Source organism: Paenibacillus sp. 1A_MP2 (genome assembly GCF_052244825.1).
Taxonomy (GTDB): Bacteria; Bacillota; Bacilli; order Paenibacillales; family Paenibacillaceae; genus Paenibacillus; species Paenibacillus vandeheii.
In genome coordinates this window covers 4751067-4773153 of sequence record NZ_JBQQCS010000001.1, presented here as the reverse complement: position 1 = coordinate 4773153, position 22087 = coordinate 4751067, and the positions used below count along the sequence as shown (strand labels likewise).

At 45.1% G+C, this 22087-nt stretch carries 14 protein-coding genes and 5 pseudogenes; 18 read left to right on the top strand and 1 reads right to left on the bottom strand.

Features of this window, described 5'->3' with window-relative positions; genetic code table 11:
* Positions 1-18: 18 nt before the first annotated feature.
* A pseudogene (locus tag ACTWJ7_RS23280) lies at positions 19-1622 on the bottom strand (YifB family Mg chelatase-like AAA ATPase).
* Positions 1623-2148: 526 nt separating this feature from the next.
* On the opposite strand from ACTWJ7_RS23280, the gene ACTWJ7_RS23275 reads away from it, so the two are divergent.
* The 18 genes and pseudogenes from ACTWJ7_RS23275 to ACTWJ7_RS23190 all read left to right on the top strand — a co-directional run bounded on the left by ACTWJ7_RS23275 (position 2149) and on the right by ACTWJ7_RS23190 (position 22087).
* Complete coding sequence (locus tag ACTWJ7_RS23275; protein WP_024630200.1) at positions 2149-2604, top strand: MarR family winged helix-turn-helix transcriptional regulator; 456 nt, start codon at positions 2149-2151, stop codon at positions 2602-2604.
* Between the two features lie 249 nt (positions 2605-2853).
* Positions 2854-4013: pseudogene (sucC, locus tag ACTWJ7_RS23270) on the top strand (ADP-forming succinate--CoA ligase subunit beta).
* Between the two features lie 79 nt (positions 4014-4092).
* A complete protein-coding gene (gene sucD, locus ACTWJ7_RS23265) occupies positions 4093-5022 on the top strand; it encodes a succinate--CoA ligase subunit alpha (RefSeq protein ID WP_024630202.1) in 930 nt (309 codons plus the stop codon).
* Between the two features lie 245 nt (positions 5023-5267).
* Positions 5268-6398 (top strand): DNA-processing protein DprA, encoded by a 1131-nt coding sequence (gene dprA, locus ACTWJ7_RS23260; protein ID WP_301879254.1) that lies wholly within the window; start codon positions 5268-5270, stop codon positions 6396-6398.
* Between the two features lie 120 nt (positions 6399-6518).
* Entirely contained in the window at positions 6519-8609 is a 2091-nt protein-coding gene (gene topA, locus ACTWJ7_RS23255; RefSeq protein WP_079346980.1) for a type I DNA topoisomerase, read from the top strand.
* Positions 8610-8632: 23 nt separating this feature from the next.
* On the top strand, positions 8633-9976 hold the full coding sequence (trmFO, locus tag ACTWJ7_RS23250; RefSeq protein ID WP_443145906.1) for an FADH(2)-oxidizing methylenetetrahydrofolate--tRNA-(uracil(54)-C(5))-methyltransferase TrmFO: 1344 nt from the start codon (positions 8633-8635) through the stop codon (positions 9974-9976).
* Between the two features lie 26 nt (positions 9977-10002).
* Positions 10003-10544: pseudogene (gene hslV, locus ACTWJ7_RS23245) on the top strand (ATP-dependent protease subunit HslV).
* Between the two features lie 136 nt (positions 10545-10680).
* Positions 10681-12081: an ATP-dependent protease ATPase subunit HslU gene (gene hslU, locus ACTWJ7_RS23240; protein WP_079346974.1), complete on the top strand. Its 1401-nt coding sequence runs from the start codon at positions 10681-10683 to the stop codon at positions 12079-12081.
* A gap of 989 nt (positions 12082-13070) precedes the next feature.
* Positions 13071-13478 (top strand): flagellar basal body rod protein FlgB, encoded by a 408-nt coding sequence (gene flgB / locus ACTWJ7_RS23235; protein ID WP_053783790.1) that lies wholly within the window; start codon positions 13071-13073, stop codon positions 13476-13478.
* Positions 13479-13483: 5 nt separating this feature from the next.
* The gene (flgC, locus tag ACTWJ7_RS23230; protein WP_024630208.1) at positions 13484-13936 is read left to right on the top strand and encodes a flagellar basal body rod protein FlgC; all 453 of its coding nucleotides are present in this window, start codon (positions 13484-13486) and stop codon (positions 13934-13936) included.
* Positions 13937-14001: 65 nt separating this feature from the next.
* Positions 14002-14313, top strand: a complete 312-nt coding sequence (fliE, locus tag ACTWJ7_RS23225; protein WP_024630209.1) for a flagellar hook-basal body complex protein FliE — start codon at positions 14002-14004, stop codon at positions 14311-14313.
* A gap of 138 nt (positions 14314-14451) precedes the next feature.
* Complete coding sequence (gene fliF / locus ACTWJ7_RS23220; RefSeq protein WP_079347284.1) at positions 14452-16035, top strand: flagellar basal-body MS-ring/collar protein FliF; 1584 nt, start codon at positions 14452-14454, stop codon at positions 16033-16035.
* A gap of 11 nt (positions 16036-16046) precedes the next feature.
* Positions 16047-17063, top strand: a complete 1017-nt coding sequence (gene fliG / locus ACTWJ7_RS23215; RefSeq protein WP_053783792.1) for a flagellar motor switch protein FliG — start codon at positions 16047-16049, stop codon at positions 17061-17063.
* Positions 17056-17916 (top strand): FliH/SctL family protein, encoded by an 861-nt coding sequence (locus ACTWJ7_RS23210; protein ID WP_301245961.1) that lies wholly within the window; start codon positions 17056-17058, stop codon positions 17914-17916. The genes fliG and ACTWJ7_RS23210 overlap by 8 nt, the downstream gene beginning before the upstream one ends.
* Positions 17903-19221: pseudogene (fliI, locus tag ACTWJ7_RS23205) on the top strand (flagellar protein export ATPase FliI). Before ACTWJ7_RS23210 ends, fliI begins: the two are co-directional and overlap by 14 nt.
* Positions 19222-19232: 11 nt before the next feature.
* Positions 19233-19684, top strand: a pseudogene (gene fliJ / locus ACTWJ7_RS23200) (flagellar export protein FliJ).
* Between the two features lie 102 nt (positions 19685-19786).
* Positions 19787-20665 (top strand): MotE family protein, encoded by an 879-nt coding sequence (locus ACTWJ7_RS23195; RefSeq protein ID WP_443145905.1) that lies wholly within the window; start codon positions 19787-19789, stop codon positions 20663-20665.
* A gap of 42 nt (positions 20666-20707) precedes the next feature.
* Positions 20708-22087, top strand: coding sequence for a flagellar hook-length control protein FliK (locus ACTWJ7_RS23190; RefSeq protein WP_301879244.1), 1380 nt, complete (start codon positions 20708-20710; stop codon positions 22085-22087).

Sequence of the window (22087 nt, the reverse complement as noted above, 5' to 3'; positions counted from 1 at the left end):
TTGCTGAAGTGACCTCTCTTAAAATAAATTCAAATCTAACTGGCGATACTGTATCGCTTCAGCCACATGAGCTGTCAAAATTACGCCATTATGGTCCAGGTCAGCGATCGTCTGGGCCATTTTAATAATTCGATCATGTGCACGCATGCTCAGGTTCAGTGCTTGCAGTGTCTGCTGGAGCAGATAGTCTGCTTCATCAGGCAGACGAATCGTTCGACGCAGAAGAGTTCCTGATAGCTGGCTATTCCAGCGAACTGAACTGTTCGCATATCGGGCAGCCTGAATACGATGAGCGTGAATGACTTTGGCCTGCATTTCCGAAGATGAAGGAGAAGCGCCAGCCTTGCGCCACTCACCTGGGGGTGGCACTTCGACCTGAAGGTCGATTCGGTCCAGCAGGGGACCGGAAATTTTGGCTCGGTACGCGGCCACGCGTGCAGGACTGCATATACATCGTTGTTCCTCAGACTGGGCAGAGAGATATCCACAAGGACAGGGATTCATAGAGCAGGCGAGCATAAATTGTGCTGGAAATGTGAACGCTGCTCGCGCGCGGCTTATGGTGACTTTGCGATCCTCCAATGGCTGTCTCAATACTTCAAGGACTTGCCGCTGAAACTCGGGCAGCTCATCCAGAAACAATATACCCCGGTGGGCAAGACTAACTTCGCCCGGCTTGGGAATTCCGCCGCCTCCAATTAGACCGGAAGTGGAAATTGTATGATGTGGTGAACGAAAAGGCCTGTCTGCAACCAGTCCGCGAGAGGTTTCCTTAAGTTTGCCTGCGGCACTTAGCACTTTGGTTACTTCCAGCGCTTCGTCTTCGGACAATGGGGAAGAATCGTGGGCAGCCGTTTAATTAACATGGTTTTCCCTGTTCCTGGCGGGCCGACCAGCAAAATATTGTGCATCCCTGCTGCGGCAATCATGAGTGCTCGCTTCACATGATGCTGTCCTAACACATCACTATAATCATCCTCCAGGAATGAAGTGTGTTTCGAGCGCTCGTGGTTATTCAAATTTTCGTGATTTGGAATTCGAACAGAAAGGTGAGCGTAGTCTTTTATAACCACAGGCCCCTTATTTGGTATCGTTCCTTTCGTGCTCTTTGCAGCGGTTACACTCTCTGGTACGATATCTTGCAAATGACGAACCCCAAATACTTGAATACCCCGAATTAGCGAAGCCTCTTCCAAATTATCAGCGGGCAGAAGAACAGAGGTAAAGCCTTGCCGTTTTGCCAAATCTACCATGGATAAAATGCCAGGAACAGATCTCACTGAACCGTCCAATGCCAGTTCACCCACTACTAATGTCCGTTCTTGTACAGGAAGTACCAGTTGACCACTTGTCATAAGTAAACCAACAGCAATGGCGAGATCAAAGGAAGCTCCTTCCTTTCGCAGATCCGCAGGGGCCAGATTAATCGTAATCCGTTGTAACGGATACTGATAGCCACAGTTTTTTATAGCCGCACGAACGCGTTCAACCGCTTCACGAATAGCCGAATCCGGCAATCCAATAATAGACGTCTGGGGTAAACCATTCGACAAATCTGTTTCCACTTCAATTAATACTCCGTCAATTCCATATAAACAGGCACTATGCAGTTTTCCATACATAATACAAGAAACACCTCACTTCGTCCTTGGCGCGCATAGTACGGGCCAGTCTACGAATTAAGGTGCTTCCTCAGCTTCTACAAGCATTTTATATAAAAGAAATCAGGGCGTCAACCCGTCTCGTCATAGTACGGCTTATCTATCCCTTCTTCGGGATTGTATATAGATTTCCGCATGAAGTTTCCCGCAGAATAAAAAAATATTCACTTTCGTATCAATGTCGCGCAGTTGTGGAGGTGTAAGTAGAAGATGGGTGAGCTGTTCAACGTATCAAGAATTTTTGGTTATGTGGTTATATATTTTGATTATATCTATACCTGTTATTATATTTTAGGCAATTAAATTTAACACTATTAAATAGAATGGTGAAATCATTTGTGCTCAATTATTCTGTTTTTTTCTAATTTATGATAAGATAGATGGAGGTTCCTTATATTCGCAAATTCTTGCGGTTATAACAGGGGGCAACCTCTATTATAAGGAATATAGAATGCTCAATAGCACAATAGGTAGGTGAGACAGATATATGCAGAATGAAAGTTTGAAGCTGGATAATCAATTATGCTTTGCCATATACGCTTGTTCACGTGAAATTACGAAGATGTACCAGCCCTATCTTGAGGTACTGGGTGTAACCTATTCTCAATACCTGGTCTTGATGGTGTTGTGGGAACGTGAAGAATGTACGGTTAAGGAAATCGGAGAGGCGCTTTACCTCGATTCGGGGACATTGACACCACTTCTGAAACGTTTACAGTCAGCAGGACTTATTCATCGCGAACGTTCAGTCCAGGATGAACGAAAAGTATTGATTACACTTACAGACGCCGGGCGGGAACTTCGCCATAAAGCTTTGTCTATACCTGAAGCGATCCAGGAAGATGCATGTCTGAACAGTTCAGAGTTTGAATCTTTACTGGGACAGTTCAAGGGCCTTCTGGAGAAAGTCCATCAGACGAACACCAAAGAAGCCAGAAAATAAATTGCATCGTCGTAATATTATCAAGAAACCTTGGCTTATTAGCTGAGGTTTTTTCCATTAATATCCAAGCATTCACAATATGGGATCATACTCATATCAAAATACTGTCTATTAACCATTACTTTTTTAAGGAAAGCGTTTTAAAAACATGTTACAATGAATTGGGTTTAAGTGAAAATAGTCAACATTTGTCTTTTGTTAGTCTACCAACCCGCCTTGTTGCAGTCATGTTGATAGGAGGATTCGAGAATGAATATCCATGAATATCAAGGAAAAGAAGTACTGAAACAGTATGGAGTCACCGTTCCAAACGGAAAGGTTGCTTATACAGTCGATGAAGCGGTTGCGGCCGCAGAGGCACTGGGCAGTCCGGTGACTGTAGTCAAAGCGCAAATTCATGCAGGTGGCCGGGGAAAGCCGGCGGCGTGAAAGTAGCGAAAAGTATCGACGAAGTTCGTGCTTACGCATCCGAAATTTTGGGAAAAGTATTGGTAACACACCAAACTGGACCTGAAGGCAAAGAAGTGAAGCGTCTTCTGATTGAAGAAGGATGCGATATCCGCAAAGAGTATTATGTGGGTGTTGTTGTGGACCGTGCCACAGGCCGCGTCGTGATGATGGCTTCCGAAGAAGGCGGTACAGAGATCGAAGAAGTAGCTGAAGCTACACCTGAGAAAATTTTCAAGGAAATTATTGACCCTGCAATTGGATTGCAAGTGTTCCAGGCACGTAAACTGGCGTACAGCATTCGTATTCCGAATGAGTTGGTGAACAAAGCGGTTAAGTTTATGCTTGCGTTGTACACAGCATTTGTCGAAAAAGATTGCTCCATTGCCGAAATTAATCCACTCGTTGTTACCGGAGATGGAAACGTTATCGCGCTGGATGCAAAATTGAATTTTGATTCCAACGCCTTGTTCCGTCACAAAGATATTCTGGAACTGCGCGACCTGGATGAAGAAGACGAAAAAGAAATCGAAGCTTCCAAATACGACCTGAGCTACATAGCACTTGATGGCAACATCGGCTGTATGGTTAATGGTGCGGGACTTGCGATGGCGACGATGGATATCATCAAATACTATGGCGGCGACCCGGCCAACTTCCTCGATGTTGGGGGCGGTGCGACAACAGAGAAAGTGACCGAAGCTTTCAAAATCATTTTGTCTGACGCCAAAGTGGCGGGTATCTTCGTTAACATTTTTGGCGGCATTATGCGTTGTGATGTCATTGCCAATGGTGTTGTTGAAGCCGCGAAGCAGCTTGGCCTGACTAAACCGCTGGTTGTTCGTCTTGAAGGAACTAACGTGGAACTTGGTAAACGCATTTTGGGTGAATCCGGCCTAAATATCGTTCCTGCTGATTCCATGGCCGATGGTGCACAGAAAATTGTTGCCCTCGTAAAATAAGTTCATTCCTGGGCAAATTGCTGCCTTAGTTCCGGAGCTGTCCGGCACTTGAAAAATAACCGTAAGGATGTGAAGCAACGTGAGTATTTTGATTGATAAAAATACAAAAGTCATTACGCAAGGCATTACGGGTTCAACGGGAATGTTCCACACGAAGGGCGCATTGGACTACGGAACCCAGATGGTAGGCGGCGTTACACCGGGTAAAGGCGGTACCAATGTTGATATCACGCTGGAAGATGGCAAAGTAGTCAGTCTGCCGGTGTTTAATACAGTACAGGAAGCGAAGGAAGCTACTGGCGCAACAGCGAGCGTCATCTACGTTCCTCCGGCATTTGCAGCGGATTCCATCATGGAAGCTGTGGACGCAGAGCTGGATCTCGTGATCTGTATTACCGAAGGTATCCCGGTACTTGATATGGTCAAGGTTGACCGTTTCATGGAAGGCAAAGATACCGTTCTGATCGGACCAAACTGTCCAGGCGTTATTACACCAGGCGAATGCAAAATCGGCATCATGCCAGGTTATATTCATATGCCTGGTCATGTTGGCGTGGTATCCCGTAGTGGAACACTCACGTATGAAGCTGTTCATCAATTGTCTGCACGTGGAATTGGACAATCTTCTGCTGTGGGAATTGGGGGCGACCCGGTTAAAGGCTCCGAGTTCATTGATATCCTGAAACGGTTCAATGAAGATCCGCAGACACATGCGGTCATCATGATCGGTGAAATCGGCGGTACGGCTGAAGAAGATGCGGCAGAATGGGTACGCGATAACATGACCAAACCGGTAGTTGGCTTCATTGGTGGTGTTACTGCGCCTCCAGGGAAACGCATGGGTCATGCAGGCGCTATCATCTCTGGTGGTAAAGGTACAGCCAAAGAAAAAATTGCGAAACTGGAATCTTGCGGAATCAAAGTTGCTCCAACGCCAGCTGAAATGGGCTCGACTCTTGTGAGCGTACTTGAAGAACGCGGTATTCTGAATTTGTGCACGACACATTAATTCTTTTCCGTTATAATAGAAGAAACGGCTCAGGAATATAATTTTCTGGTGAACCGACTATTGATCATACGGAAAAGGTAAGCAACCTTTTGTCCTGAACAGGGCGAAGGGTTGCTTTTTTGCGTTTTTTTACTGGGTGAAAAAGAGAGTGATTGTTTGCCTGCGAGAGTAAACGCTTGCATTCCGTTGTCACATAACACACAATATGAGGGAAGATTTTCTTCCCGATATGGGAGGTTTTTGATATGGAAGAAAGATGGATTTTGATTGGACTGCATGAAACGGACGGTATTGGTAAGAAAACAATCTCCAAACTGCTCTCAGGACAAGATCAACTGATGGATTTGTTGGACTATAAAGAGGGAGATTGGATTGCTGCGGGATTACGCAAGGATCAGGCTGCCCGTCTAACCAAACAATTCAATATCGAATGGATTGAGCAGAGACAAGAGAGTGTTTATAAACTTGGAATTGAGGTCGTTACCTATCTGGATCAGGATTACCCCATATTAATGAAGGAAACCGTTCAGCCACCTTGGGTCATGTACGGGCGTGGAGATATGAAACTGCTGCACACGCAATCCATTGCAATGGTAGGAACCCGCATGCCCACAGTATACGGACGCAAAATTGGTGAGAAGCTGGCGGAGCAATTATGCAAGGCGGGCCTGACCATTGTAAGTGGGTTAGCGAGAGGAATAGATAGTGTTTGTCACGATGCGGCTCTTCGTGCACATGGTAAGACCATTGCGGTATTTGGGACAGGAATTGACAACATTTATCCTCCCGAAAACACCAGTCTTGCCGAACGAATTGCCGAAACAGGGCTGCTCTTGTCAGAATATCCTCCGGGTACGCGTGCACGTCAGGGATTGTTTCCGGAACGTAATCGGATCATTGCCGGGTTAACTTTGGGTACGTTGGTCGTTGAGGCTGATATCCGAAGTGGATCACTTATTACTGCAGATGCTGCGCTTGAAGCTGGAAGAGACGTGTTTGCCGTTCCAGGTCCCATAACATCTCCCAAAAGTCGAGGTTCGCATAATCTGATTCGTCAGGGCGCAAAATTGGTGACCTGTGCCACTGATTTATTGGAAGAGTTTCAATTGGACTTGCCAAATACGGAACAACTTCCTTACAATAGAGGACGTTCAACGGAAAGCAGTGAAACTTCCAATCAAGGAATATTCCCTGTCGTAAAACTATCTTTAGATGAACAACGTGTTATTTATTTGCTGGAGCGGGAAGAGCAATCCCTGGATCAACTTGTTGAACAGCTCAACTGGGATTTTGGACATTTGCATTCAGTTCTGTTATCTTTAATCATAAAAAAGCAGATTAGCCAATTACCTGGAACCAAATACGCAAGGGTATGACGATGCTGCAATCAAGGCAGCATGTGAAAATAGATTATTAGCGGAAGTTAGTCATGCTGCTAATGAAGTGAGAATCATTAAAACAAGCAGCAGTTTCATGACTGAGAGGAGGATGAACCTATGGCGGATGCACTCGTAATCGTTGAGTCGCCCTCAAAGGCGAAAACGATCGGCAAATATTTAGGCAGCAAGTTCATCGTGAAAGCTTCGATGGGACATGTACGCGATTTGCCAAAGAGTCAGATCGGCGTTGAGGTAGAGAATGATTTTAATCCGAAATATATTACGATCCGCGGCAAAGGTTCAATTTTGAAAGAACTGAAGGATGCCCGTAAGAAAGTGAAAAAAGTGTATCTCGCAGCTGACCCGGATCGCGAAGGTGAGGCTATTGCATGGCATTTGGCCCATGCACTTGAACTGGACGAAACCGCGGATTGCCGGGTTGTATTTAATGAAATTACGAAACAGGCTGTCAAAGATGCGTTCAAAACGCCGCGCAAAATCAATATGGATCTGGTTAACGCGCAGCAGGCGAGACGTATTCTGGATCGGCTTGTAGGATATAAAATTAGTCCGTTATTATGGAAGAAAGTCAAAAAAGGATTGTCCGCTGGCCGCGTACAGTCCGTGGCCGTCAAAATCATTTTGGATCGTGAAAATGAAATTAATGATTTTGAACCGGAAGAGTACTGGAGCATTACTGCCAAACTTACAGCGGACGGAAATCCGTTTGAAGCCAAGTTCCATCAGTTGAACGGTACCAAAACCGAACTTGGCAGTGAGGCAGAAGTACAGGCCATCTTAAAGCAAATCGAGGGAGCTTCTTTTACAGTCAAAGAAGTTAAAGAAAAAGAACGCAGCCGTAATCCTTCTGCTCCGTTTACAACGAGTTCCTTGCAGCAGGAAGCCGCACGTAAATTGAATTTCAGAGCTTCCAAGACGATGTCGGTTGCCCAACAGCTGTATGAAGGGGTAGACCTCGGAAAAGAAGGCACAGTCGGTCTCATTACGTATATGCGTACAGACTCTACCCGAATTGCAGCTTCGGCTCAGGAAGAAGCCAAGGAATACATTGTTGGCAAGTACGGTGAGCCATTTGCACCAGAGACGCCTAGAAACTATTCCAAAAAAGCAGCCAATGCTCAAGACGCGCATGAAGCGATTCGTCCAACGTCGATTTTGCGTGATCCGGATTCGATTAAATCGTTTATGAGCCGTGATCAATTCCGGTTGTACAAACTGGTTTGGGAACGTTTTATAGCGAGCCAGATGTCATCTGCTGTTCTGGATACACTATCCGTGGACATTGCTGCAGGTGATACGATTTTCCGGGCAGCGGGTTCCAAGGTTCGTTTCCAGGGATTCATGAAGGTGTATGTAGAAGGTAATGATGACGGTACAACGGAAGAAGATCGTCTGCTGCCTCCGCTGAAAAATGGAGATGTGCTGGAGAATCGGGAGATTGAGCCGAAACAGCACTTTACACAGCCGCCACCACGTTATACGGAAGCAAGGCTGGTTAAAACGCTTGAGGAACTGGGCATAGGGCGTCCGAGTACATATGCGCCAACGCTGGAGACCATTCAGAAGCGCGGATATGTTGCAATTGAAGAGAAGAAATTCATGCCAACTGAACTGGGCGAACTGGTCATCGAACAGATGGAGGAGTTTTTCCCGGAGATCCTGAATGTAGAGTTCACCGCGAACATGGAAGGTGATCTTGACCATGTGGAGGAAGGGTCGGAGGATTGGGTCAAGGTACTCGCAGAATTCTACGAATCTTTTGAGAAACGTTTAGAGTTTGCAGAAGAAGAAATGAAGGAAATTGAGATTGAAGATGAAGTCTCGGATGAAATATGTGAGAAGTGCGGCAAACCGCTCGTTTATAAGCTGGGTCGTTTCGGCAAGTTTCTTGCATGTTCCGGGTTCCCGGATTGCCGTAATACCAAACCGATTATCAAGGATATTGGTGTAACTTGTCCGAAGTGTAAGGAAGGGCATGTTGTTGAACGCCGCAGTAAAAAGGGACGAATTTTCTATGGCTGCGACAAGTATCCTGAATGTGATTTTGTATCATGGGATAAACCATCGGCGAAACCATGTCCAAGTTGTGGATCACTAATGATTGAGAAACGGAACAAACAGGGAACACGATTGCAGTGTACTTCATGTGATCATCAAGAGCCGGTAGAGGAACCGGAAGAAGAATGAGCGGATTAGCATAATGGGGGTAAATGATTTTGACGAATGAACAACAAGTAACCGTTATTGGTGCCGGGTTGGCAGGAACAGAAGCAGCTTGGCAGATCGCATGTCGCGGTGTGCGCGTAAAACTATACGAGATGAGACCGGTTGTGAAAACGCCGGCTCACCATACAGATAAATTTGCAGAACTGGTATGCAGCAACTCGCTTCGTGCCAATAGCTTGACCAACGCAGTCGGTGTATTGAAGGAAGAAATGAGAATGCTTAATTCTCTGGTCCTGGGTGCAGCAGACCGTCATGCTGTTCCAGCAGGTGGGGCACTTGCCGTGGACCGGGACGGGTTCTCAGGCGAAATCACATCTACTCTTCATCAGCATCCACTCATTGAGGTTGTCAACGAAGAGCTGACTTCTTTGCCGGAAGACGGAATCGTAGTTGTTGCAACCGGACCATTGACTTCGCCAGCATTGTCCGAGCAAATCAAAGCTCTTATGGGTGAGGAATATTTCTACTTCTATGATGCGGCTGCGCCGATTATCGAAAAAGATTCCATTGATATGAACAAGGTCTATCTAGCTTCACGTTATGATAAAGGCGAAGCAGCATACTTGAACTGTCCAATGACAGAAGAGGAATTCGATGTGTTCTATGAAGCATTGATCACAGCGGAAGTTGCTCAACTAAAAGAGTTTGAGAAAGAAATTTACTTCGAAGGCTGTATGCCGATTGAAGTCATGATGAAACGTGGTAAACAAACGGCTTTGTTTGGTCCGATGAAACCTGTAGGACTCGTCAATCCGCATACTGGAGAACTGCCACACGCTGTTGTTCAGCTTAGACAGGACAATGCGGCAGGAACGCTGTACAATCTGGTGGGATTCCAGACGCATCTGAAATGGGGAGAGCAAAAACGTGTCTTTTCTTTGATCCCTGGACTTGAAAATGCGGAATTCGTCCGTTATGGCGTAATGCACCGTAATACATTTATTAATTCTCCCAAACTGCTTCGTCCAACGTATCAGTTCAAAGAACGTCCAAACCTGTTCTTTGCAGGTCAGATGACAGGAGTAGAAGGTTATGTAGAATCTGCGGCATCCGGTTTAATCGCGGGTATGAATGCAGCCAAAGCAGCCCTTGGACAAGAACTGGTCGTATTGCCGGTGGAGACAACACTGGGCAGTATGGCACAGTATATTACAACAGCTGATTTCAAACACTTCCAGCCAATGAATGCAAACTTCGGATTACTACCGAAGCTGGAAACCAAAATACGTAACAAAAAGGAAAAAAATGAAGCACTTGCGCAGCGTGCACTGGATGGCATTGCTCGTTTTGCAGCAGCAGAAGGTCTAATCGTTCCAGAACGCGTGTAAATTAATCGTGGGAGGAGGCTGATATCATGGATATGTCATTTCATGCTACAACGATCTGTGCAGTTCGTCATAATGGCAAAGCAGCGATTGCCGGTGATGGTCAGGTGACCATGGGGCAAAGTGTTGTAATGAAAAATACAGCCAAAAAGGTAAGACGTTTGTATCGTGGTCAGGTTGTGGCGGGTTTTGCCGGTTCCGTAGCGGATGCCATTACTTTGTTTGAGAAATTCGAAGGCAAGCTGGAGGAGCACCATGGTAACTTGCAGCGTGCGGCGGTAGAGCTTGCCAAGGATTGGCGCCAGGATCGGATTTTACGCAAACTGGAGGCACTCCTGATTGTTATGGATAAAACGGGTATGCTGCTGATTTCTGGCGGGGCGAAATTATCGAGCCGGATGATGACGTTATTGCCATCGGCTCGGGAGGAAACTTTGCCTTATCTGCTGCGCGTGCGTTAAAACGTCATGCGGTGGATCTGGAAGCAAAAGACATTGCTCGTGAATCACTCCAGATTGCTTCAGAGTTATGTGTATATACCAACAATAATATTATTGTTGAAGAGTTGTAAGGAAAAGCAATCTCCCGTGATGGAGCATGATGATTAAATCGGCTTCAGTTACTTCGTGGAGATTCTTTGTCCTTATAGGTCATTTTATAAAGTCATCTCATATACAAGGTTAGCATACTGATAGGAGGGAAGCTATATGCATACACAAGCGTTAACACCCAGACAAATCGTTGCAGAGCTTGATAAGTACATTGTAGGTCAAAAACAGGCTAAAAAATCGGTAGCGGTCGCCCTTCGCAATCGTTATCGTCGCAGCCTCTTGCCTGAGCATACCCAGGATGATATTGTGCCTAAAAATATCCTGATGATTGGACCTACCGGTGTCGGTAAAACGGAGATTGCACGCCGACTGGCTAAGCTGGTAGGAGCTCCATTCGTAAAAGTGGAAGCAACGAAGTTCACGGAAGTGGGTTATGTTGGCCGTGATGTGGAATCGATGGTACGTGATCTGATTGAAACATCCTTGCGGATGGTCAAGCTGGAACGTACAGAAAAAGTGAAGGATAAAGCTGAAGAAGCTGCCAATGAGCGAATTGTACATATTTTGGCACCTTCGCAATCCAAATCCAAAAATCAGCGTAACCCGTTCGAAATGATATTTGGCAACAATGGCAATAACACGCCAGAAGCTGATGAACCAGAACCAGATACGGGAGTAGCCGAGCGGCGCCGTAAAATCAAATTCGATTTGTTATCTGGGAAACTGGAAGATGATGTTATCGAAATTGATGTGGAAGATACCGCACCAAATATGATGGACATGTTCGCTGGTCAAGGAAATGATCAGATGGGGATGAACATGCAGGAGATGTTTGGCAGTTTATTGCCTCGTCGTACCAAAAAACGTAAACTGGCGATTAAAGAAGCTCGCAAAGTATTGATCCAGGAAGAAGCGGGCAAGTTGATCGATATGGATGATGTTACTCAGGAGTCCATCCGGCGGGCGGAACAAACAGGTATCATATTCATTGACGAAATTGATAAAGTGGCCAGTCAGGGACGCGGTAGCGGCCCCGATGTATCCCGTGAAGGTGTGCAGCGTGATATTCTGCCTATCGTGGAAGGATCTACGGTAATGACCAAATACGGCCCTGTCAAAACGGATTATATCCTGTTTATGGCAGCCGGTGCATTTCATGTTGCAAAACCCTCGGATCTCATTCCAGAGCTTCAGGGGCGTTTCCCAATCCGCGTAGAACTGAACAGCCTGACACTTGATGAATTTGTATCGATCCTCACGGAACCTAAAAATGCGTTAACCAAGCAATATGTGGATTTGCTGCGTACGGAGAATATTGAAATTGAGTTCTCGGATGATGCCATTCGTGAGATTGCCAAGCTAGCTGAGTCCGTGAATCAGAATACTGAAAACATTGGTGCAAGACGTCTGCATACTATTTTGGAGAAACTTCTTGAGGATCTGTCTTTTGAAGCACCAGAACTTACGCTGGAGCGTATGGTAATCACTCCGGAATATGTACGTGAAAAATTGAATGACATTGCACTGGATCGTGATTTAAGCCAATATATCTTATAACATAGGTGTATTGCTCAGTTCAGAGCGTGATTGAAGTATGGATAACGGTATACTATGGATGATTAAAGAGTAAAAGACTACACGGAAACAGGATATTCGGTCCTGGTCCTGACTATCGTAGACTTTATTCAATCCATCTGTATGCCGTTTATTTTTGTTTTAGCCTAATATAATGCAGTATTGTAACCGATAATAGAGTTGGAGTTCTATAAGACGAAAGACAATCTAGGACTTGTGCCGCAGAAATAATGTATTTAAACCCTAAAGACGTGCTTACAGCACATATTCAATAATGCTATAAATTCCAATAAAAGGATTTATTTTTTCCAAGTCTGGTGATCGGTTTAATTAGAGCTATTAGAAAAATTTGCATAAATGCGCAAAAATCGAAATTAATTGCATTGCAGATGTGACAAAATTTTATCGGTTCATTAAAATCTGCATACTAGGGGTAAATGTTAAAAAAGTGTTGGGGGAATTCAGTGAAATCAGATAATCTACTATGGATATTTTGTCAACTATCTATTTCATTGAAGATCAAAGAGTATCATTGAATTCATAAGAAAGCTTATTATATCGGTAAATATTTCTAACTGAAAACAGATTGAAGCCTCTCCATGGATTTCAGGTTTGTATTAATATGATGTACTCAATCGTACAGAAACATAGTATAAATTTTAAGAATGTTTAAGAGCTCATATAGAGTGCTTAAGCTTATTTTTGTTTTGGGCCCCGACATTTACGAAAAAATTCATAATTTGCAGAAAATACACAAAAAGCTCTGTCTTTCAGAAAAGATAGGGCTTTTTTCTTATTGTAATATATCCCAATCTCGAAGAAACTTATGTTATACGACAACATCAGAGTTAATTCTACTTAAGTCCTAGAAAACCGTGTAAAAGCGAATGTTTTTTGTCGAAAAAACATAAGTGTCCTGACGGAAAAAGATTGAATCTATTTCCATAATTTCTAAAGAGAGGAGGGCGATTATGAATCTTTTGAATGATATTAGTTTTCAAAGGTTACAAGGTGCGCTCGATGCCTCCAACATTAGACAACGAACAATTGCTGACAACATTGCTAATGCGGACACCCCGTATTTCAAGCGTTCCGACGTTGCTTTTGAAGAAATGCTGCAAGAACAAATGAATGGAGATATGCCTGTACTTAAAGGAAAAGTAACGGATTCAAGGCATTTTGTCATAGGTCCTTCCTCTTCCATACCTACACCAGTAGTTAATATGGACCAGTCAACTTCCATGAATAACAACCAGAACAACGTCGATGTAGACAAAGAAATGAGTCTTCTGGCGGAGAACCAGTTGCGTTACAACGCTTATATTCAGCAAGTGAATGAACAAATCAAAATGATGCGTGTTGGAGTCGAAGGGAGATAACTTAGGTGAACATCAGTAACAGTTTTAGTATCAGTGCATCGGCTCTGACGGCTCAGCGTTTGCGGATGGACGTTATATCTTCCAACATCGCCAATGCGGAGACGACGCGCGCGAGTGTAACTAACGGTGAGGCGGTCCCTTACAAGCGTAAGATGGTTGTGCTTGAGCCCAATAAAACTTCCTTCAACAGTTTGCTTCAAAATCAGATGAGAAGTAGTGGGTCTGGAGAGGGAGTTCGAGTATCAGAGATTCGTGAAGATCAGTCGCCTCTGAAGCCGGTTTATGACCCTTCACATCCGGATGCGAACGCTGAAGGGTATGTGTACATGCCTAACGTGGATATTGCGAAAGAAATGGTGGACATGATCTCGGCTTCACGCTCATATGAAGCAAACGTCACAGCTTTGAACTCAACCAAAGCAATGATATCCAAGGCATTGGAGATCGGAAGATCTTAATTAACGGCTTACAAGGTGGAAATATTCCTAAAACCAAAGAACAGATATGAAAGGGAGGGACATTAATGATTCAGAACAACATGTTCAGCACACAGGGGATTCAACCGCTTCAGATGCAAAGTACGGCACAAAGCAAACCATCTACACCAGCCGAAACCATTCAGAGCTTCGGTACATACCTACAGGATGCGTTAGGGTCTGTAGCTGCACAGGAGACCCAAGCACATGAAATGTCAAACCAATTCCTGGTTGGAAAAGTGAATGTTGATCAGGTGATGATCGCTTCCGAACAGGCCCTGTTGAGTCTGCAACTTACGACTCAAGTCCGAAACAAAGTAGTCGAAGCATATCAGGAGATTATGCGTACGCAATTGTAAATTGGTTTTACATGCGCTTCGACAACAGCGCTGATTACTACAACAAGCAGCTGCGATGCTGCTCCTGACCGTTAATCTTTAGAATCGATAGAGATGGCGGAAGGACAGACCAAGCAAAGTTTCGGATGGGGTGACAGAGTGAATGAGAGAATTGCCCAGTACAGGGAAAAGGCATCCCAGTATTGGAATAGTTTTAGCAAAAAGCAAAAAGTATTATTTATTTCCACCTTCCTGTTTTTAATTTTGGCTGCAGTTGTACTAACGATGCAATTGTCAAAGACGGAATATGAAGTTGCTTTCACGGATTTGAATGCAAGCGACTCGGCAGGCGTCATTAGTTATCTTGATTCATCTAGTATTCCTTACAAATTAAGTGCAGACGGCAAGACCATATCTGTACCGAGCACGGATGTTGCTATTGCAAAAGTAAATATCGGATCACAAGGGATTATTCAGAATGGTTCATTAGGATATAAGTCATTCGAGGAGTCATCATCTCCAATCGGGATGACGGATAAAGAGTTTGATGTAAAGTACAACAATGCATTGAACGGAGAAGTAGAGCAGTTGCTTCAACGAATGCAAGGCATACAGGATGCTAAAGTGCTTGTCAATATGCCAAAAGATAATATCTTTGCTGGCCTAGAAGAACAGGATAAAGCATCCGCATCGGTGGCCCTGCAATTTAAACCGGGTTATCACCCTAATCAGGCTGCGGTAGATGGATATTTTAATTTGGTTAAGACAGCCATTCCTAATCTACCTATTGAAAACATAACGATTACCAACACGGATGAAGCGGAACTGATTCCATCAGCACGTGGTGGCAGTGGTGGATTATCTACTGAAGTACAGGAAAACATGGCTTTGCAGAAAAAATTTGAAAATGATGTTCGGAATAACGTGAAACAATTTCTTTCCCAGATTGTAGGCGAGGATAAAGTCAACGTTCTTGTGGCTTCCAAGCTGAACTTTGATAAAGAAACTCGGAAAGAAAATCTGGTTACACCGGTCGATGTAGACAATATGAAAGGCATCGAAATCAGTGTACAGGAGATTCAAAAGAGTTACACGGGGGCCAGTAATCCAACAGGCGGTGTTGCGGGTACCGGCCAACAGGATGTTCCGGGTTATCCATCCTCGGATACATCAGGCAATGCGAACTCGGAAGAATCATCAAGCACCATCAATTATGAGGTTAATCGAATCGCCAAGGATATTATATCCAGTCCATATACTGTAAAAGACTTAACCATTAATGTCGCGGTTGAACCACCTGAAGGACAAACCGAATTGGCACAACCGGTCAAGGATGCTATTGAGAATATACTGGTTAATATCGTTCGGGCTTCGTTGGCCGACTCTGGCACTGTAATAAGTGACGCTGATTTGACCAAAAAAGTTTCTGTATTATCACAGGGCTTCCAGACTGCTGCGACAGCAAATACAGGTTTCCAGCTTTCCACCGGAATGATGTGGGGCATAGGAGCACTGGTGGCAGCATTGATTGCAGCGGTTGTGATTTTGTTAGTACGCCGTCGTCGCAAACAAAACGAAATAGAAGAAGAGGAAATTCCTCTTCCGGTAGCAACAGAGTTTCCGTCCATTACGTTGGACAGTGTAACGAACGAAAGTCAAGTGCGCAAACAATTGGAGAGTTTGGCTAAGAAAAAGCCAGACGAATTCGTCAATCTGCTGCGTACGTGGCTGGCTGACGAATAGAGGTGAACGCATTGGCGAAGGCAAGCAGTCAAGGTCTGACTGGAAGACAGAAAGCAGCGATTTTGTTGATTACATTAGGTCCGGAAGTATCCGCTCAAATCTTCAAACATTTGCGTGATGAGGAGATCGAACAACTGACGTTGGAAATTGCCAATGTTCGCAAAGTGGATGCTTCCGAAAAAGATATGATTATGTCTGAGTTTCACCAGATCTGTCTCGCACAGGAATATATCTCTCAAGGCGGTATTACATACGCGAGAGAAATTCTGGAAAAAGCACTCGGATCGCAAAAAGCACTTGAAGTTATTAACCGTTTGACGGCTACGCTGCAAGTTAGACCATTTGACTTTGCGCGTAAGGCTGATCCGAATCAAATATTGAACTTTATTCAGAACGAAAGCCCGCAAACGATTGCTCTGGTATTATCATATCTGCAATTTGAGCAGGCAGCAGCGATCTTGTCCTCGTTACCACAAGAGAAGCAGGCCGATGTAGCCCGCAGAGTTGCTGTTATGGACAGTACTTCTCCAGAGGTCATTTCTCAAGTGGAGCGGGTGCTCGAACAGAAATTATCTTCTACTGTTACGCAGGATTATACAAATGCGGGTGGTATCGAGTCCATCGTTCAGATCTTGAACGGCGTCGACCGTGGTACGGAACGTACCATCCTCGATTCGTTGGAAATTCAAGATCCGGAACTTGCAGAAGAAATCAAAAAACGCATGTTTGTATTCGAAGATATCGTCAATGTGGACGATCGATCGATTCAGCGTATTATCCGGGATATCGACAACGCAGATTTACAGCTGGCACTCAAAGTGGCAAGCGAAGAAGTACGGGATGCTGTTTTCCGGAATATGTCGAAACGGATGTCCGAGACATTCAAGGAAGAAATGGAATTCATGGGGCCCGTTCGGCTGCGTGATGTTGAGGAAGCTCAAACTCGTATCGTAGGAACGATCCGTAGATTGGAAGAAGCTGGTGAGATCATTATCGCTCGCGGTGGAGGAGATGATATCATTGTCTAATTTGATTAAATCTTTCCAGTATGTACCGGTCGATGACCGCAAACGACTTGAAAATCATCATCATTATGGTGGATCAGAGTCTGAATCGGAATTAAACGGTGAACGTGCTGAAGGTTCCGAAGCTGAAATGCTGCAGGCACGCGTGGACGAAGAAACACAACGTCTTACCGCGGAGATGCTGGAGGATGCCAAGGAGTTTGCAGAAAAGCAGGTACGTGAAGCTTCAGAGGAAGCGGAGCGATTGCTTCAAGAAGCCCGAGAACAGATTGATAGCTGGTGGCAGGAGCAGCGTCAGCAGGATGAACATCTGACTGAAGCACTTCGTTCACAAGGTTTTCAGCAGGGTTTTGAAGAAGGCAAAGTACAGGCTGAACTGGATCTCCAGGTGCAGATCGAAGAGATGATGAAGGAAGCCCGTGGGGTGCTTGAAGAAGCATACGTTGCCAAAGATCAGATCATTCAGGAAGCAGAGCCTTTCCTTGTGGATCTCGCCTGTGGTATCGCTGAGAAGGTCATTGACAAGCAACTCTCGGTTGAACCAGAACACACCCTTGAGCTGATTCGTCAGAATTTGTCTCGCAAACGTGAACAGGGGATGATCACCTTATGTGTGGCACCTGATCAATTTTCTTTTGTGCAAGCCGCACGTGAAGAGTTGGCTCTGGCCATTGACTCCCAGGCAGAACTGCAGATTTTGCCTGATGCGACGGTAAAAGACAAGGGATGTGTTATACGATCATCGTTTGGCAGCGTAGATGCCAGAATAGATACCCAGCTCGCTGAAATTAAAAAAGAACTGATCCGGATAGCACTTGAGGATGAGGGGCGAAAAAATCAACATGAAGATTCTTAGCTCACAGCGATACATGGATCATCTTAAGCAATTTGATCCTGTTCGCATTAACGGTAAGGTCACTCAAGTCATTGGTCTTATGGTTGAGTCTGAAGGTCCGGATGCTAGCATCGGAGATGTATGTTACATCTACCCGGGAAATCTGCCAAGCCTCTTCAGGCGGAGGTAGTCGGGTTTCGGGATAACAAAGTGCTGCTCATGCCACTCGGTGAACTTCAATCCATTGGTCCTGGATGTGATGTGGTCGGAACAGGTAAACCACTCGGAGTTCAGGTTGGATCAGAATTGCTCGGTAAGGTGTTAGATGGATTGGGACAACCTTTAGACGGATCATTACTACCTTCCAGAATGCCGATGTACTCCACATCCAATACGCCAGTGAATCCGATGGATCGTCCACGGGTGCTCGAAACGATGAGTGTTGGTGTGAGAGCCATTGACGGGTTGCTGACGGTTGGCAAAGGGCAGAGGGTTGGCATATTTGCCGGGTCAGGTGTTGGTAAAAGTACGTTGATGGGCATGATCGCACGTAATACAGCAGCAGACGTCAATGTAATTGCTTTGGTGGGGGAGCGGGGGCGGGAGGTACGTGATTTTATTGAACGGGATTTGGGCCCGGAAGGACTGGAAAGATCGGTCGTTATTGTCGCTACCTCCGATCAACCTGCTCTGATTCGAATCAAAGGTGCGGTCATCGCAACTACGATTGCGGAGTATTTTAGAGACAGAGGCATGAATGTCATGTTGATGATGGACTCCGTCACACGTTATGCCATGGCACAGAGGGAAGTGGGACTTGCCGTGGGAGAACCTCCTGCGATGAGAGGATATACTCCTTCTGTTTTTGCGAGTTTACCCAAGCTGCTTGAGCGAGCGGGGACTGGGCCTACAGGTTCAATTACAGCTTTTTACACCGTTCTTGTCGACGGGGATGATATGAACGAACCGATCGCGGATGCGGTGAGAGGTATATTGGATGGTCATATTGTACTGAATCGATCCATTGCAAATAAAGGTCACTTCCCTGCCATTGATGTTCTTGCGAGTATTAGCCGTGTTATGAAGGATATTGCTCCTGAAGAACAGCTGGAAGCCGTTAATAATATGAAGAGACTCATGGCGGTATACAAAGAATCAGAGGATTTAATCAACATTGGTGCTTATCAAAGAGGTTCTAATGCAGCCATCGATGAATCGATAGACCAGATTGATAGCATCTGGAATTTTACAAGGCAGAAAGTCGATGAAAAAGTAACGCTGAGTGAAGTACAGGAACGTTTGATTCTTGAATTTGCAAGGAGATGAATGGGTAAACGATGAAATTTCGATATCATTTCCAGAAAGTTGTTGACCTGAAAAGCAATGAAAAAACGCAAGCGGAGTGGATGTTATCCACAGCGATCGGTAAACTTCAGACAGAGGAAGAGCATCTTTTACAACTAATGAATGATAAAGGGAAATGATTGATGTCATTCAATCCGCTACGGAAAGTAGTGCTTCTGTATCCAGCCTGCAGGAGATGCAGCGGTATGTCCATCACCTTGATGAGTGCATTTCACGTAAAAGTAGTGATGTCAGACATGCTCAGGTCAATGTGCAACGGAATCAGACGTTTCTGAACGGCAGAATGATGGACGAAAAAGTATGGCTTGGGGCGAGAGACAAGGCCAAAATCAAATTTCAGCAGGAGATGCTCCTCCGGGAACAGAACGATCTGGACGAGATGGCTACTGTACGCTTCGCTGCCAAAGCCGGACGCGCGAATTGATGTGGGCCGGACGCGAAGTTGTCTCGTGAAGGAGGAATGAACAATGGCTGTTAAAGACACAGATATGGAAAAGAGTCGAGCGGCGGTTGGGAAAAGTTCTTGATGATTTCAATCCCAATTGTGTTCACTGTGGTTTTGTTAGGTGTTTTGCTCACTCTATTTAATGTAGATATTCGCAACAACCTGCTTGAAGTAGCTAACAAAATTCCTGTCGTGAAAGACTGGGTACCTGATCCTGTGCTAGATCCGGAGAAAAAGAAACTGGAGAAGAGCGAGCAGCAGGTTGAAAGTGCAGAAGCGACAATAGAAAAGCTGAAGGCACAGGTAAATGCAAAAGAAACTGAGCTCAAGGCAGCACAGGAAGCCACAACGACTGAGGCCAAAAAAGCAACTGATTTGCAAAAGAAATTGGATGATGCGGAAAAAGCTGTTGAAACCGCTGCGACAACAACGCCGGAGACGGAGTCCGATTATCAGAAACAGATCAAAGATTTAGCTAAGATGTATGCGGACATGAGTCCGAGTAAAGCCGCGCCAATTTTGCAAAATATGACGAATGAAGAGATGGTCTTGCTTCTGAGCGCGATGCAATCGGCTGCACGGACTAAGGTACTGGAGAAAATGGACCCCAAAACAGCGGCTGATGTCACGATGATGATGAAGGATGCGAAACCATCCGGTGATCTGGCCCTGGATGCACTGCAATCCCGCTTAAAGAAAGAGACTGCAACGACATCTACGGCGTCTACGACTAACTCCAAAAATTTGGATAAAAATCAGCTTAGTCAAACGTTTGCTTCGATGTCGGCCTCTAGTGGAGCGAAGCTATTGCTCGAAACATACAAGCTGAGTCCGGATAAAACCTTGACCATTTTGAATTCTGTTGACGATGCAACGCGTTCTCAATTACTTGAAAATATGTCGACTGAAAACTCGGTTGAAACTGCAAAAATATTAAATAAATTAATGGGTAACAAGTAAGATTAGTAGCGTCTGTTTACTACGGAGAGGAGGTGAAAACAAATGTCGATTGTATATCAGATGACATCCACATCATCCGCCAAGACAACAGGAGCAGCTCAGACTGCTGGAACTGCATCCAAAGGTGCAACTGCTGGAAGCGGTGATTTTCTGCAAACTCTTGCCCAATCATTAAGCGGTGGGGCAACGGCGGAGAACAGTTCAGCAGCAGCAGGGAGTTTAACAGCGAATCCGCTAATGTTTACCTTTGCAACTAGTGAGGACGAAGAACCGACATCGATTACAGATATCTTGAGTTCGTTATTTGCAGATTTGGATTCGTTAGATGAAGCTTTGGAAAATGATCCGTCGCTACTAGGGGATTTACAAAGTTTGATTCAGCAGATGTATGCTCAATTAAACGCTGCTTCAGGTACTCAAGCTGAAGGTTCTGACGAGCCTGCAACTGAAGCGGGAAGTGCAGCATCAGCAATTGATTTGGCCGAGCATCCCGCAGCAGTGCGCTTTGTATTACAGGATGTGCTTACACAGCTGATTTCTGGAATGACCGAGCCGGATAGTACAGTTGCCAAGAATGCTCCAGAATTCAAGCACCTGCTTCAATCTCTTCAAAGTCAGCTGCAAGATGCTGGCGTTGACACCAGTCTTAACAAAGGGTGGACTGAACTTAAATCCATTCTGGATACATTAGTGGTCGCTAAGGATCAGGCGGTGCAAGTGGCTCCAACCAATCCCGTTCAAACGTCCAAGCAAGATTCTGTGGTACCACAAGTTCTTGTTGCGGCAGCTTCAAATGCTGGAACTAAAGTTACAGTTGAAACGGATTCAACACCTACTACAAATGAAGTTGGAGAAGTGGATCATTCCAGTATCATCACCGCAGGAGAGTTGTCCTTACGTTCATCAGGTACATCAGCAGGTAAACCGGCTGAGCCTGTCATGCAAGCATCCCAGTTTGCAAAAGAGATGACACAATTTGTTGTGAATAAGTTGGATATTGTGCAGCAAAAGGGATTCTCGGAGGCGACGATCTCACTCCGTCCAGAGCATCTGGGTAAGCTGGATGTACAGATTACTTTGCAAAATGGACAATTGGTTGCACGTTTTATGACCGAGCATTCGATGGCCAAAGACATGCTGGAACAGCAAATGATGCAGCTGCGCAGCTCGCTTCAAGCTCAAGGCATTCAAGTGGAACGACTTGAGGTTACTCAGAACAGTTCACTTGGTTCACAGATGTATCAGGATGGTGGTCGCCAGCCAGGAAGCAATTCTCAGCAGCAACGCCGCTCACGTGAACGTGAAGAACAATCGGATGATGCTGTAACTACAGCAACTCTCCAGGAAGAATTACGCAACTGGCGCAGTGAGCATGAAGAAGGTAATGACCAGCGAAGAGACACGTTTACAGCAGAGGCTTAA

Coding starts and splice junctions, on each gene's coding strand:
- ACTWJ7_RS23275 (WP_024630200.1), top strand. CDS start 2,149: ATGCAGAATGAAAGTTTGAAGCTGGATAATCAATTATGCTTTGCCATA.
- flgB (WP_053783790.1), top strand. CDS start 13,071: ATGAATCTTTTGAATGATATTAGTTTTCAAAGGTTACAAGGTGCGCTC.
- trmFO (WP_443145906.1), top strand. CDS start 8,633: ATGATTTTGACGAATGAACAACAAGTAACCGTTATTGGTGCCGGGTTG.
- fliE (WP_024630209.1), top strand. CDS start 14,002: ATGATTCAGAACAACATGTTCAGCACACAGGGGATTCAACCGCTTCAG.
- dprA (WP_301879254.1), top strand. CDS start 5,268: ATGGAAGAAAGATGGATTTTGATTGGACTGCATGAAACGGACGGTATT.
- topA (WP_079346980.1), top strand. CDS start 6,519: ATGGCGGATGCACTCGTAATCGTTGAGTCGCCCTCAAAGGCGAAAACG.
- hslU (WP_079346974.1), top strand. CDS start 10,681: ATGCATACACAAGCGTTAACACCCAGACAAATCGTTGCAGAGCTTGAT.
- ACTWJ7_RS23190 (WP_301879244.1), top strand. CDS start 20,708: ATGTCGATTGTATATCAGATGACATCCACATCATCCGCCAAGACAACA.
- ACTWJ7_RS23195 (WP_443145905.1), top strand. CDS start 19,787: ATGATTTCAATCCCAATTGTGTTCACTGTGGTTTTGTTAGGTGTTTTG.